At 55.2% G+C, this 14,367-nt stretch carries 10 protein-coding genes and 1 other annotated feature; of the genes, 1 reads left to right on the plus strand and 9 read right to left on the minus strand.

Annotated features, from left to right (window positions below):
• Positions 1-30: 30 nt before the first annotated feature.
• The 3 genes from ABS784_RS02895 to ABS784_RS02905 form a co-directional block, all read right to left on the minus strand.
• The gene (locus tag ABS784_RS02895) at positions 31-3,264 is read right to left on the minus strand and encodes a VWA domain-containing protein (RefSeq protein ID WP_352511399.1); all 3,234 of its coding nucleotides are present in this window, start codon (positions 3,262-3,264) and stop codon (positions 31-33) included.
• 68 nt (positions 3,265-3,332) lie between these two features.
• Positions 3,333-4,628 carry a bifunctional folylpolyglutamate synthase/dihydrofolate synthase gene (locus tag ABS784_RS02900; RefSeq protein WP_352511401.1) on the minus strand — a complete coding sequence of 432 codons (1,296 nt, stop codon included), beginning with the start codon at positions 4,626-4,628 and terminating at the stop codon, positions 3,333-3,335.
• A 158-nt stretch (positions 4,629-4,786) separates the two neighbouring features.
• Positions 4,787-7,429, minus strand: coding sequence for a valine--tRNA ligase (locus ABS784_RS02905; protein WP_352511403.1), 2,643 nt, complete (start codon positions 7,427-7,429; stop codon positions 4,787-4,789).
• Positions 7,430-7,529: 100 nt separating this feature from the next.
• Positions 7,530-7,765 (minus strand) — a binding site (T-box leader).
• A gap of 139 nt (positions 7,766-7,904) precedes the next feature.
• Here ABS784_RS02905 and ABS784_RS02910 point away from each other — a divergent pair.
• The gene (locus tag ABS784_RS02910; RefSeq protein ID WP_011232115.1) at positions 7,905-8,093 is read left to right on the plus strand and encodes a hypothetical protein; all 189 of its coding nucleotides are present in this window, start codon (positions 7,905-7,907) and stop codon (positions 8,091-8,093) included.
• Positions 8,094-8,131: 38 nt separating this feature from the next.
• Here ABS784_RS02910 and ysxE read toward each other — a convergent pair whose 3' ends face one another.
• The 6 genes from ysxE to hemC all read right to left on the minus strand — a co-directional run bounded on the left by ysxE (position 8,132) and on the right by hemC (position 14,359).
• Positions 8,132-9,163 (minus strand): spore coat protein YsxE, encoded by a 1,032-nt coding sequence (gene ysxE, locus ABS784_RS02915; RefSeq protein WP_023633496.1) that lies wholly within the window; start codon positions 9,161-9,163, stop codon positions 8,132-8,134.
• A gap of 44 nt (positions 9,164-9,207) precedes the next feature.
• The gene (gene spoVID, locus ABS784_RS02920) at positions 9,208-10,260 is read right to left on the minus strand and encodes a stage VI sporulation protein D (RefSeq protein WP_352511406.1); all 1,053 of its coding nucleotides are present in this window, start codon (positions 10,258-10,260) and stop codon (positions 9,208-9,210) included.
• 118 nt (positions 10,261-10,378) lie between these two features.
• A complete protein-coding gene (gene hemL / locus ABS784_RS02925; RefSeq protein WP_011232118.1) occupies positions 10,379-11,668 on the minus strand; it encodes a glutamate-1-semialdehyde 2,1-aminomutase in 1,290 nt (429 codons plus the stop codon).
• A 16-nt stretch (positions 11,669-11,684) separates the two neighbouring features.
• Positions 11,685-12,659 (minus strand): porphobilinogen synthase, encoded by a 975-nt coding sequence (gene hemB, locus ABS784_RS02930; RefSeq protein WP_013144588.1) that lies wholly within the window; start codon positions 12,657-12,659, stop codon positions 11,685-11,687.
• Entirely contained in the window at positions 12,660-13,430 is a 771-nt protein-coding gene (locus tag ABS784_RS02935) for a uroporphyrinogen-III synthase (protein ID WP_352511407.1), read from the minus strand.
• Positions 13,430-14,359, minus strand: a complete 930-nt coding sequence (hemC, locus tag ABS784_RS02940; RefSeq protein ID WP_014196450.1) for a hydroxymethylbilane synthase — start codon at positions 14,357-14,359, stop codon at positions 13,430-13,432. Before hemC ends, ABS784_RS02935 begins: the two co-directional genes overlap by 1 nt.
• Positions 14,360-14,367 lie beyond the last annotated feature (8 nt).

Consider the following 14,367-nt stretch of genomic DNA (forward strand, 5'->3'; position numbering starts at 1 on the left):
CTCCAATTCAGGAGGCCGCTTTTTCCATCATCACCAACGCCCACCACTGCTGCCGCTTCCCCCCTCATCTTCACGCGGTTGGACAAAGACCCACACTGAGGCTTGAATTGGCCTGCCATCCGGCGTTCTCGCATTAGCGGTCGCCGTCACATACGCATAGCCGACATCGTCGGCGACCAAATACCATGTACCATTTTCATTGACAACATTGACATACTCTGGCGCAGACGATTCAACGGAACGAAGGGTTTGGTCTGTCGCATTGTCCGGTATAAAGCGAAGCTGCGGCGCCACTTCAAGATGTTCGCCAACTTTGATGTACAATATCGGGCGACGAAACTCCATCCGTTCAAGCGCCACGTACGGGTCGATGACCGTAATCGTCGCCGTTGCGGACGAATTCCCTCCATCCGTTGAACGAACAGTGATCGTGACCGTTCCCGGTTTCAACGCCGTCACCGTGCCGTTTTGGTCTACGGATGCGACATTCGGATCGCTTGATGTCCACGCAAGCGTTTGGTTCGTCGCGTCGCTCGGAAAAATGGTCACAGGAATGGTTTGCGTTTCGCCAACATTCATCTTCGTTTGATACGAACCAAGCTTCAATTCTGTAATCAGCTTTGTATACGTAAATGCCGCGCTCGCTAGGCCTGTTCCCCTCGTCAATCCCCCTGATGCCTGCACCGTCACCGTATAGGAGCCGTCATTGGAAATGGCAATCGCATACGGTGAAGAAAGCGATGTCCAAGCGGCCGCCACACCGTTTCGCACGACTTGGTACTGATACGACACCCCTTCACCAGCCACCAATCCGGTAATTTTCACGGTTGGCGCCTCATAAGTCGTCGCTCCGTTTGGAACGGCGCCATTGGCCGTGACAACGGAAAGATGCGGCTTAATGTATACAGGCACCGTCTGGCCGTTGCTGTATGTGACAAGCAACACCCCATCATCATTCGGGTCATATTGCAGCGCCTTGACAGGCAACGGCAATAATCCGTGTGAATTCGGTTCCGCACTTCCGACACTATCTTCGGAAGCAGCAAAAAATTGATATTTACTGATCACACCCCATGCGTCCCCCACATAGTAAAAGTTCGGGAAATCATCCAAACGAACTTTCATGCCAATTCGTTCTGTCGGCGGCGCGAGCGTCGATGTCCGCGCCCCATAGCGGCTGTCGGTAAAGGTCACGACCGCAGGCGGCAATTGAACATTGTTCATGGCAAAATCAGCTTGCATCACCCATTGCGCTGTCAAGGTCAGTTTGTTGAGCTGGCTGTAGTCAAACGTTTGGTTGGCAAACGACCATTGCGCATAATGCACACCGTTTTGCACATACGTCGACACCGTTCCATCCGGAATAACGGAGATGCCGTCCGGCAGCGGCTGAAGAATTTTCACATTACTGATCGTTCCCGTCGCATTGCCGACATAGCCGACAAGCGACAGCGAATACGTCGCCCGGAAGCGATTGTCGTTGCCATCGGTGGCGCCGCGCTTGATTAAGCTGTTGATCTCATTGGTCAATCCTTGCAATTTCACCGTGCCTGTAAATGATGGCGGCGCTTCGTCTTTGACGGTGACCGTCACAGTTTTTGTTATCGATGGCTGCAGTTGTCCATACACATCTCGATACGTCAACTCCGCGTTGAACGTATACGTTCCTTTCGCTTTAAACGATACGGGAATCGGAATCGTCACCGGCGCGGGAGTGCCTTGGCCGGCTTGATACGGAATCGAAAACGAAATATAGGCGTTTTGTTTCGCGTCATCAAGCCATACTTGGCCATTTTCTGCGATGGCGACATTGCCTCCAAACGACGAAAGCGGGATGCGGATCGTTCCTGTGATCGCCGGCGTGGTGGCGAGCTGGGAAAACTGTTGGAACAAAGCGGTCAAATTTTGCGTTGTTCCTTGCCGCGCTTCGCCGCCAGCAGTCGCGGACAGCGTCTGTAAATAATCTAAATCGACTTCACCGTTGCTGCCAAAGCCAATCGAATATAAAGTAATATTGTTCATCCCAAGCGTCTTCGCCACCGCTATGGCATTGGCTCGAATTTTCGTTTCGATGCCGCTGTAGGTGAATGGATAACCGTTATCCCAAGACACTCGCCATCCATTGACATAATCTTGCCCATCGCTGTAAAATTGGCGGGAATACCCTTTGTTGTCGGTAAAACGGATGCCAGCAGTCCGGCCGTCGCTGTACAGTTCGTAAGTGACAGGAAGAGAATCGGTGATTTTATTTCCTGTATACTGGTATCCGCCAAAAAATTTTGGCTTGACCTCCCGATACGTAATGGAATCGGTTGTATTCAACACGGTCGGCATGCCATCGGTTAAGAAAATAATGTATTTTTTGCGCGTCGGATCAGTGAAATAGGACTGGGCTAGAGACAATGCCGCCGAGTAATTCGTCCCGCCGCTGGCGGTCAAGCTGTTGCCGACATTGAGAATGGCATCAAGCTGGCTTAGGACATTCGAGTACTTCCCGAACGGAACGACGCTTGTTTCCCGCACCCCATCGGAGAAGGGGATCAAAGCAAAACGGTCATTTTGATTGTAATTGGACTTAAAGTAGTTGACCGCCGCTTGCAAAGCGGATTTCGCGCTTTGCAATTTTGTCGATGTCATTGAGCCTGACACGTCCATGACAAACACGACGTCGATGGGTGGACGGATGAGTCCTGAAACAGCGCCTTGTGGAACCAGCGTCACATCGAGCCGGCCTTGGGCATCGCCGTTTGGCGGCTTGGCGTATTCCGGCTGTGAAAACGAGAGGGAAAAATCCAATTTAGCCGTGCTCACCTCAGTTTGCCTCGTATATTGATAAGGCGCCTGTGGGAATGAAAAATACACATCCTCTTTTCCATTTCCCAACACGCGATAAGCATCGACAGTGATTTGGTAAGTCGCCGTCGTTCCCGGAGCCGACGGCCACTTGCCGCGCATATCAAGAGAAAACGTATACTTTTTCTCACCGTTTCGGTCCGCCGGCGCTTCCACCGCTTCGGCTCGGTAGCTGACTGCCGTGCCGTTTTGTTCCTTCAGCTGAATGCGAATCATAAAGTAGCGAATGCTGTTCCCTTGCCCGTTGCCGTCCCCTGGTGCGGTCGCCCATCCTTCAATTTTCTCATCGGAAACAAACGTGATAGCCCCTTCCGGTTGGCCTGCGTAAGCGACACCCGCCTTCACCGGCCATACACTCACCATCAGCCATAGCAACATCCCCCATAACAACCAGCCGCGCCACCGTTGCATATGCCTCCCCTCCCGAGCCAAAAGGACTATCTTTCTTCCATTATATCAATCCTTTTCATCACTTGGCATTATTTTTTTAGAAGTTTTCGCACTTCAGATATAAAGTAAAGCGATCCAGTGACAAGCAACAGCTCGTCGTTTCCCATTCGTTTTTTCTTCTCGATGAGCCAGCCTGTCCAATCATCTGTCGCCGCCTTATGCAGGTGAGACGAAAGGGCAGCAAGCGCTTCCGCCAACGCCGCGCGCGGAAAATCGAACGTTGTAAACGTCATCGTTGCCGCCAGATCATCAAGCAGCCGAATCATCCGCTCGAGCGGCTTGTCCGCTAATGCGGCAAACAAAACATGGACGCGTTTGTCGGGATAATGGGCGCGCACCGTCTCCACAAGCGCGTGGATGCCGGCCTCGTTATGGGCGCCGTCAAGGATGATGAGAGGATTGTCGCTCATCCGCTCAAACCGGCCGGGCCAAGTGGCCGTTGCGAGCCCGTCGGTGATATGCTCCGGATCGATCAAAAATGAATAGCCAAGCCGCAATAGTTCTGCCGTCATCACCGCCACAGCGGCATTTTCGACTTGATGGGCGCCCGGCATGGAAATGCGCAAACCGCTATATTCGGCAAATGGAGTCGTGACGGAAAACTGTTCCCCTTCGGCCGTCGCCTGCCGGTCAGAAACGGTAAAATCAACGCCGATCCGATACGTTTTCGCCTTCCGCTCCGCCGCCGTCTTGGCGATCACGTCCCACGCCTCAGGCTCGTTCACTGCTGTCACAAGCGGAACCCCTGATTTAATGATCCCCGCTTTTTCCGCGGCGATTTGCGCGAGTGTATCGCCTAAAATGTTCATATGGTCGTAGCTGACGTTCGTAATGACGGAAACGAGCGGATAAATGACGTTCGTCGAGTCCAAGCGTCCGCCGAGGCCGACTTCAATGAGCACGATGTCTTGAATGTGTTTTTTGCCGAAATAATACAGCATCATCGCTGTGATCACTTCAAATTCGGTCGGCCCGCCGAGCTCTGTTCGTTCCAATTCATCCGCCAGCGGTTTGATCGTCTGCACGAGCTCTACAATCTCTTCATCGCTGATCGGTTCGCCGTTGATGCTGATCCGTTCGTTAAACTGCTCAACATACGGCGAGGTGAACGTCCCGACCGAATACCCTGCCGCCTGCAAGATCGAACGCAAATAGGCGACCGTCGACCCTTTGCCGTTCGTTCCCCCGATATGGACGGCACGGACGCGGCGTTCCGGATGCCCGAGTTTCTCCATCATCCATTCCATCCGTTTCAATCCCGGTTTCATGCCAAGCCGCAGCCGCCCGTGAATCCAAGCGACCGCTTCATCATATGTTCGCACCACGGTTGACCCCTCCTTCGAAAAACTGTATAAGCTGGCGGCTTGTCCGCGCCGGCGAAACCCGGCGGTTCGTCCGACTACTCCGCCTTGTTTCATAAGAAAAAGACGAATCCAGCCCATGCGGATTCGTCTTCATCATAATCAACGGCGAGATCGTTTGTCTACCGTTTCAGCTCGGCGAGGCGCGCCTTGACGGCTTCGCGCTTTTCGATATAGTCTTGCCGCTTGCGCCGCTCTTCTTCGACGACATGGGCCGGCGCTTTCGCCAAAAAGCCTTCGTTCGCCAATTTCTTTTCGACGCGTTCGACTTCTTTGTTCCATTTGTCGAGCTCTTTTTCGAGCCGCTTGATTTCTTCTTCGATATTGATCAACCCTTCAAGCGGCATGATGAGCTCGGCGCCGGTGACGACCGCCGTCATCGCTTTGTCCGGCGCGGGAACGTTTGTATCGATCAAGAGCTCGCTCGGGTTGCAGAACCGCTCAAGATAGGCGCGGTTTTTCATGAGCGCCGCCCGCACTTGTTCATCTTTCACCTTAATATAGAGCGCAATCGGCTTGCTCGGCGGCGTGTTCACTTCGGCGCGGACGTTGCGGACGGTGCGGATGATGTCGACGAGCATCCGCATTTCTTCCGCCGCTTCTTCGTTCGACAGCTCAGGGCGCACTTGCGGCCACGGAGCAACAGTGATCGATTCGCCTTCATGCGGCAAGTTTTGCCAAATTTCCTCGGTAATGAACGGCATGAACGGGTGAAGCAGGCGCATCGTGTTGTCGAGCACATACGCCAATACGGAGCGCGTCGTCTTTTTCGCCGCTTCATCATCACCATACAGCGGCAGTTTCGCCATTTCAATGTACCAGTCGCACAAATCGTCCCAAATAAAGTTGTACAGCGTGCGCCCCGCTTCGCCGAATTCATATTTCTCGGCAAGCTTCGTCACCGTATCGATCGTTTCGTTGAGACGCGTTAAAATCCAATGGTCGGCGACCGTTTTTTCGCCGCTCAAATCAAGCTCCTCATACGTCATGCCGCCCATGTTCATCAAGGCAAAGCGCGAGGCGTTCCAAATTTTGTTGGCGAAATTCCACGTCGCTTCGACTTTTTCGGTGCTGAAGCGCAAGTCTTGCCCCGGCGAGCTGCCGGTCGCCAAGAAGTAACGGAGCGCATCGGCGCCGTACTGATCGATCACATCCATCGGATCGACGCCGTTGCCGAGCGATTTGCTCATTTTCCGCCCTTGGGCGTCGCGAACAAGACCGTGGATGAGCACGTCTTTGAACGGGCGCTTCCCGGTGAATTCGAGCCCTTGGAAAATCATGCGCGACACCCAGAAGAAAATGATGTCATAGCCGGTGACAAGCACATCGGTCGGGTAGTAGCGCTTGTAATCCGGCGAGTTCGTATCCGGCCATCCCATTGTCGAGAACGGCCAGAGCGCCGAGCTGAACCACGTATCAAGCACGTCGGGGTCTTGCTCCCAGTTTTCGATGTCTTTGGGCGGCTCATGGTCGACGTACACTTCGCCCGTTTCTTTATGATACCACGCCGGGATGCGATGTCCCCACCAAAGCTGGCGCGAAATGCACCAGTCGCGGATGTTTTCAAGCCAATGCAAATACGTTTTTTCAAACCGCTCCGGCACAAACTGCACTTTCCCGTCGGTTTGCTGCAGCTTGATCGCCGCTTCGGCGAGCGGCTTCATTTTCACAAACCATTGCGTCGACAAATACGGTTCAACGACCGCGCCGCTCCGTTCGCTATGGCCGACCGAGTGGACGTGCTCCTCGATTTTAAAGAGGACTCCTTGTTCTTGCAAATCGCGGACGATTTGCTTCCGGCATTCAAACCGGTCAAGCCCTTGATAATGCAAGGCGTTTTCGTTCATCGTGCCGTCTTCGTTCATGACAAGAATGCGCGGCAAGTTATGGCGGTTGCCGATTTCAAAGTCGTTCGGGTCGTGCGCCGGCGTAATTTTCACCGCCCCGGAGCCGAACTCCATATCGACATACTCGTCGGCGATGATCGGAATTTCGCGGCCGACGATCGGCAGCTTCACCATTTTGCCGATCAAATGCTTATACCGCTCGTCATCCGGGTGCACGGCAACGGCCGTATCGCCGAGCATCGTTTCCGGACGGGTCGTCGCCACTTCAATATAGCCGGAGCCGTCGGCGAGCGGATAGCGCAAATGGTAAAGTGCGCCTTTCACTTCTTTATAAACGACCTCAATGTCCGACAAAGCGGTTTTGGTCACCGGATCCCAGTTGATGATGTACTCCCCGCGGTAAATGAGCCCTTTTCGGTAAAGCGACACGAACACTTCGCGCACCGCTTTTGAGAGCCCTTCATCGAGCGTGAACCGCTCGCGCGTGTAATCGAGGCCAAGCCCTAACTTCGCCCATTGGCTGCGAATATGGCCGGCGTATTCTTCCTTCCACTTCCATGTTTCTTCTAAAAACTTTTCCCGTCCTAAATCGTAGCGCGACAGCCCTTGCTGGCGCAGCTTCTCTTCCACTTTCGCCTGGGTGGCGATGCCGGCGTGATCCATTCCCGGAAGCCACAAAACGTCATACCCTTGCATCCGTTTCATGCGCGTAATGATGTCTTGCAGCGTCGTATCCCACGCGTGCCCCAGATGCAGTTTGCCGGTGACGTTGGGCGGTGGAATGACGATCGTAAACGGTCGTTTGTTCGGATCACCGGTCGCTTCAAAAAATTTTCCTTTCAGCCACCATTCGTAGCGCCCCGCTTCGACCGCGCGGTGGTCGTATTTGGGCGGCATCGACACTTCGTGCTGTGCCATGTTTCATTTCCCTCCTTCAACATGATGGACAATGCGGCCGACGGCGGCTTCCCACTGAGCAATGCCGCGCAGCCGGCAAGCAAAAAAGCCCCTTTCATCCCAAAAGGACGAAAGGAGCTGCTTTCGCGGTACCACCTTTTTTCTTAAGCCCAAAGGCTTAAGCGCTTCATTGGCATAACGGCATGATGCCGGCTTCCTCTACTCGGCAGCAGCGCCTTTCAAAGAAGCAGCTCAAGGGCGACCTTCCAGCAGCCGTCATCCTAGGAAATCTCGCAGCTTCTGATTTCCCTCTCTGCAGGCGCGGACCGCTGTACTCTTCCCCGTCTTCGCTTTTGTCATCATTGTTCGATTATTATACTACCATTGTCCATCATCTTTGCCAAGTTTTTATTTATTTATTCCATCCGTGTGCATTTGGTGACAAACCACCGCACGTTTCATATTGTATAGTAAACCGGAGAAGGAGGGAATGTCGATGCGGCGATTCAACCCGTATTCGTGGCCGCCGTGGCTTCGGCAAGTGCGCGCCGTCTGCGCCCAAGTGATCATCCCGCTCACCATTTTTCAAGCGATCCGCACTATTTTTCTGCCAACGACGTTTGATGTCATTTTATTGGCCATCTTCGTTTTCATTGCCGTGGCGCTCCATCTGGAATGGATTTAGTGGGACGCCATTTTGTTTGGGCTGGATTCAAAATCGATTTAACCATTGCTGCTTTCATCCGCCGGCGGTTCGTTGTCCACCGCTTCTTCCTGCTGCCGCGCGGCGTCGCGTTGGACAAGGTGCATAACGAGCGCCTCCATATTTTTGAACGCCAAATAACGACGCTGCAACGCGGCCACATATTCCCGTTCGTTCCGCTCGTTCCGCGAAGCGGCCTCATACCGCTCCAAACAGCGGACAAACCCACGCGGCTCCGCCAAATGGCTGTATAAAAACGCCCGCTCCCCGTCGGACAGCGGCAGCTCCTTCTCGTACTCCCCCATCCCTTCAAGCCACTCGCGCCCAAGCGGCGGCATTGTCTGTACGTGAAAACGGAGCGCGGCGATCACATCAAAGAGCGGCGAATTCCAATGCGCCCGCTCCCAACTGATCCAATACGGCGGGATATAGTGGGAGAGGCGCGCTTTGCCGTGCACCCAGGCGATGCGCCATTGCTTCGTCTCTTTGAGCGTCTCTTCCCACACATCGAGCCGTTCTTCAGCGAACGAGTACGCGCGCATCACCTCATGAAAATAGGTGCAGCATTGGAGCTGAAACGGAGACATGTACCACGCCGCTTCGTACCGCTCAATCCGTTCTTCCCAAACCATCCGCGCCCGTTGCCATTCGTCCTTTTTTTGCTTTCGGTACGCCGCCGCCTCTTCCTCACTCACCTCGATCGTACGGACGGTGGCGCGATGGAGGCGGGCGAGCTCGCGAAAAAAGGCGTCCACCGCATCCTTCTCCACCTTTGATTCGCCGTCATGCCATGCTTGCAAATAATAAAGACGGCCGCCTTCTGTGGCAAACAGCGACCGCCGCCGCGTCAGGTAAAGCGGGAGACAACGGGGGCCGCCATGCTGAAGAGACTGCCAAACGGCGGCGGCTTCTTGCTCGCTTTCAAGCGGCTTTAAGGCGAAAACACCGCGGTTCGTGTATACTTTGACGGCTTTGCCTCGCTGCTCCATGCGCTCTGGACGAAGACCGTACTGGGCGAGCACAGCCTCATATCGGTCAGCCTGTGCGGCCATTTGTTACGCCCCCTTATCGGCAAAAGAAACGGAAAGCGTCCCTTTCATGAGAAAGGACGGCTTCCCCCCATGGCCGGAATATACAGCAGCTGCCCCTCGTGCACGTCATCTGGGCTTTCCAAATCATTGGCGCGCAAAAGCTGTGAGACGGTCACATCATACCGTTCGGCAATCTTGTCCAATGAATCTCCTTGCTGGACGATGCAAATTTTCAGTTTCGTAAACTCTTTCTCCTCGCTTTTCGCAAACAGTTTCGTCAAGTAAAGCGCATTTTCGCTTTTTGTTTTCGTTTCTTCTTCTTCTTCCTCAACCGCCTTTTTCGCCGCCCCGATCGATACCTTCGCCTCAGTTGGCGGCAGCAGCGAAGCGATGTCTTCCTCCGTCTGTGCGCTGACCGCCTTCGTTTCCGTCTCAAGCGGCAAAAACGGCTCTTTGGCCTCCTCTTCTTCCTCAGCCTCCGTTTCTTCATGACGCATGGCGGCCGGCTCCATGACGGAAACCGTCGTTTCGTCGGCGGCAAAAGCCGGCTGTTCATCCGCCTCATCGGTGAGATCATCCACGGAAGCAAACGCTTCCTCACCGGCCGCTTCCTTGCGGGCGATTGATTCAAACGGGGCAAACAGCGGCTCATCGTCCTCCTCATCGTCCGGCAAATCATCGTCAAGCGGCGCTTCACTGATGCCGCTGATCGAAATGTCGGCAGTGATCAGCAATCTTCCGTTTTCATCCAAATCATAATCAAACGATTCAACCGTCACGTACACATCCTCAAGGGAACGAATGCGGTTTTTTGGAATCGTAATATCGATTGGAAAGCGGTGCGACAGTTCGCTGATCCCGTCTTCGCGCACCGAAATGTGCTGAATGAACCGATAACCAGCCAGCTCAAACACGTCGTCATCCGCTTCAGCCTGCCCTTCGCCCGCTTGGCGGAATTCGCCGCTCAACTCAAGCGCGCCGCGGATCGTAATATATTGGTCGTACTCATCGACGGAAATGACCGGATCAAGAGAAATGGATAAAAACTCGGCGACTCCCTGTCCTCTTTTAAACCAGACCGATTCTTCCAATGAAAAACGCAAATACGATTGCTCCAACCGGGCCTCCTCCTTCCGTCCCTTCGGCAAATGGTTTCTATGACATTATCCATTGTATGAACGGAAACGAGGCGGTATGATAAAAAATTGGGCTGCCGACGGTCGGCAGCCCCTTTCCTTATCCGCGCAGACGGGCAAACACCCGCTCAGCAGCGGCAATCGTATATTCAATATCATCATCACTGTGCGCCGTCGACAAAAACAGCCCTTCAAATTGCGACGGCGGCAGGAAAATGCCTTCATTCGCCATTTCCCGATAATAGGCGGCAAACAGCTCCAAGTCGGACGTTTTCGCTGTCTCGTAGTTGACCACCGGCTCGTTCGTGAAGAAAAAGCCGATCATCGACCCAGCGCGGTTGATCGTATGCGGGATGTCGTATTTCTCTGCTGCCTGATGAAGCCCATCCGCAAGGCGCGCCGCTTTGCGGCCAAGCTCTTCGTACGTTTCCGGCGTCAGCTGGCGGAGCGTCTCGTACCCGGCCGTCATGGCGAGCGGATTGCCGGAGAGCGTGCCGGCTTGGTACACCGGCCCGCTCGGCGCGACAAGCTCCATGATCTCGGCTTTGCCCCCGTACGCCCCGACCGGCAAGCCGCCGCCGATCACTTTGCCAAGGCACGTCAAATCCGGCTCAATGCCATAATACCCTTGGGCGCAGTGGTAATCGACGCGGAACCCGGTCATGACCTCGTCGAAAATCAATAAGGCTCCGTATTGTTTCGTCACCTCGCGCAGCCCTTCCAAAAAGCCAGGCACTGGTGGAACGACGCCCATATTGCCGGCGACCGGTTCGACGATCACCGCGGCGATGTCTTCGCCAAACCGCTCAAACGCATAGCGGACGCTGTCCAAATCGTTGTACGGCACCGTGATGGTATGCTGGGCGACCGATTCCGGCACGCCCGGGCTGTCCGGCAGGCCGAGCGTCGCCACGCCGGAGCCGGCTTTAATGAGCAGCGAATCGCCGTGGCCGTGGTAGCTGCCTTCGAATTTCATGATTTTGTTGCGCTTCGTGTAGCCGCGCGCTAAGCGGAGGGCGCTCATCGTCGCCTCCGTACCGGAATTGACCATCCGCACGATTTCCACCGACGGCACCCGCTCAATCACGAGCTTGGCGAGCTCATTTTCAAGCAATGTCGGAGCGCCAAAGCTTGTGCCTTGTTCCGCCACGCGCTTCAACGCTTCCACGACCTGCGGGTTGGCATGCCCTAAAATGAGCGGACCCCATGACAGTACGTAATCAATGTACTCATTGCCGTCAATATCGTAAATTTTCGCTCCTTGGCCGCGCGCCATGAAAATCGGCGTCATCCCGACCGACTTGAAGGCGCGCACCGGGCTGTTCACCCCGCCCGGCATCAATTTCACCGCTTCTTCGTAAGCGGTTTTTGACCGTTCGTAGCTTCGCATGCTTCCGCCCTCCTCTCTATTCAGCCAGCCAGCGGGCGACATCTTTGGCAAAATACGTAATGATCAAATCCGCGCCCGCCCGTTTCATCCCTGTCAACATTTCCATGACGACCGGCTTCTCATCGATCCAGCCGTTTTGCGCCGCCGCTTTGACCATCGCATACTCGCCGCTCACGTTATAGGCGACAAGCGGAAGCGGAAAACGGTTTTTGACGTCGCGGATAATATCCATGTAGGCAAGCGCTGGCTTCACCATCAAGAAATCAGCGCCTTCTTTGACATCCGACTCCGCCTCGCGAAACGCCTCAAGGCGGTTGGCCGGATCCATTTGGTATGTCTTCCGGTCGCCAAACTGCGGCGCGCTGTCGGCGGCATCACGGAACGGGCCGTAAAATGCCGAAGCGTATTTGATTGCATACGACATGATCGGCACATACTCAAACCCTGCTTCATCAAGCCCACGGCGAATGGCGGCGACAAAGCCGTCCATCATGTTCGACGGCGCGATGATGTCGGCGCCGGCTTGCGCTTGGCTCACCGCCGTTTTGGTGAGGAGCTCGAGCGACGGGTCGTTCAGCACGCGCTCGTTTTCGACGACGCCGCAATGGCCGTGGCTCGTATATTCACATAAACACGTATCCGCAATGACGACTAGATCTTTGTGTTCAGCTTTGATTTGGCGGATCGCCCGCTGCACAATCCCTGTTTCGCAATACGCCTGCGAACCGACTTCATCTTTTTCATTTGGCACGCCAAACACCATGACGGCGGGAATGCCAAGCTTGGCGATGTCGTCCACTTCCTCGGATAAACGGTCAAGCGATAAATGGTAAACCCCTGGCATCGACGGCACTTCCCGCTTAATGCCGCTTCCCTCGACCACAAACAGCGGATAAATGAGATCCTCGACGCGAAGATGCGTCTCACGCACCATCGCCCGAATCGCAGCCGTTTGCCGCAAACGGCGATGGCGGTCAAATGACAGTGCCATTCATCGTCCCTCCATGGAAAAATATTGTTCCATCGCTTTGATTATACCATCCGTGGTGTAATCAGCTGGGCAAATATGTACGGTGATTCCTTCCCGCTCCGCCGCCTTTTTTGTCACCGGCCCGATGCAGGCGACAGCGACGCCGGAGAGAAGCGCGGACGCTTCCTCGCCAAGAAGGCGGGCAAGGCTATGAACCGCCGATGGGCTCATCAACGTAATCGCATCTAGTTTCCGTTCGCGCAGCAACGCCAACAATGGTTCTCGACCGCTTAGGTCTGGCACCGTTTGATAAACCGTAAACTCATCGACCGCTGCGCCTGCCTTCCTTAACGCCTCAGGCAGCGTCGGGCTTGCCAAATCACCTTTGACAAACAGCACCCGCTCGCCTTGTTTTACGCGCGGTGCAAGCATGGCGGCAAGCCGTTCAGCGGTGAAATCATCCGGTACGAGCGCCGGTGAAACACCGTACTCAACGAGCGCGGCCGCCGTCTTCCGCCCGACGACGGCGACATTCGGCAGCGGCCGCGGCAACGAAACGTGCGGAAAAAAGAAGCGGACCGCGTTCACGCTCGTCAACACGAGCCAGCGGTATTCCCCGAGCCGTCCGGCGAGCGCGGCGATGGCTTCCGGCGCAGCCGCCGGGCGGATGGCTATGAGCGGGATTTCGATCGGCACGGCGCCAACGGCGCGCAGCTTGGCGGAAAACGATGCCGCCTGCCTTTTGTCACGAGTGACAAGTACCGTCTTGCCGGCTAGGGCGCGATTGGCCATCAGTCGCCCAGCTCCTTTTTCACCCGCTCGATCAGCGCTTTTGCCCCTTGTTCGCTCAAGATGGCAGCCGCCTGTCGGCCGACCGCTTCCGGATCGGCGCCAGTGACGATTTCTTTATACATTTCTTTGCCATCCGGGGAGGCGACAAGCGCGGTAAGACGCACCGTCCCCTCCTTCACTTCCGCGTAGCCGGCAATCGGCACTTGACAGCCTCCTTCCATTTGCTGCAAAAAGGCGCGCTCCGCCCGAACAGCCCGCTCGGTTTGCTCGTCGTTTAACCGGCTGAGCCATTGGCGCAATTCGTCATCATCCTCCCGGCATTCGACCGCCAGCGCCCCTTGGCCGACCGCCGGAACACAGACATCAAAAGGAAGATAGTCGCTGATGACGTCATCGCCCCAACCCATGCGCGCAAGACCCGCCGCCGCCAGCACGATCGCATCGTACTCTTCGCTTTCGAGCTTCGCCAACCTTGTGTCAATATTGCCGCGAATCCATTTGATCGTCAAATCCGGGCGATAGGCAAGCAGCTGCGCCGAACGGCGCAAGCTGCTCGTGCCAATGACCGACCCAGGCGGCAAGTCGGAGAGCATCCGGTTTCCTTTGCTGACAAGCACATCGCGTGCATCTTCGCGGCGCGGAACCGCACCGATCACTAAACCTTCGGGCAGCACAGCCGGCATATCTTTCATGCTATGGACCGCCATATCGATGCCGCCGGCGAGCAATTCATGCTCAATCTCTTTCACAAACAACCCTTTGCCCCCGACTTTCGAGAGCGTAACATCAAGCACCCGATCTCCTTTCGTGACGATTTCTTTCACTTCAAACGTAAACGGCGCCCCAAGCTGTTTCAATTCGTTGATCACCCACTTCGTCTGGGTCAAGGCAAGCTTGCTGCGCCGCGAGCCAACGACAATGTTCCGCATCTCGTTCC

This window comes from Geobacillus sp. G4 (assembly GCF_040327975.1).
In the GTDB taxonomy this organism is placed as follows: Bacteria; Bacillota; Bacilli; order Bacillales; family Anoxybacillaceae; genus Geobacillus; species Geobacillus thermoleovorans.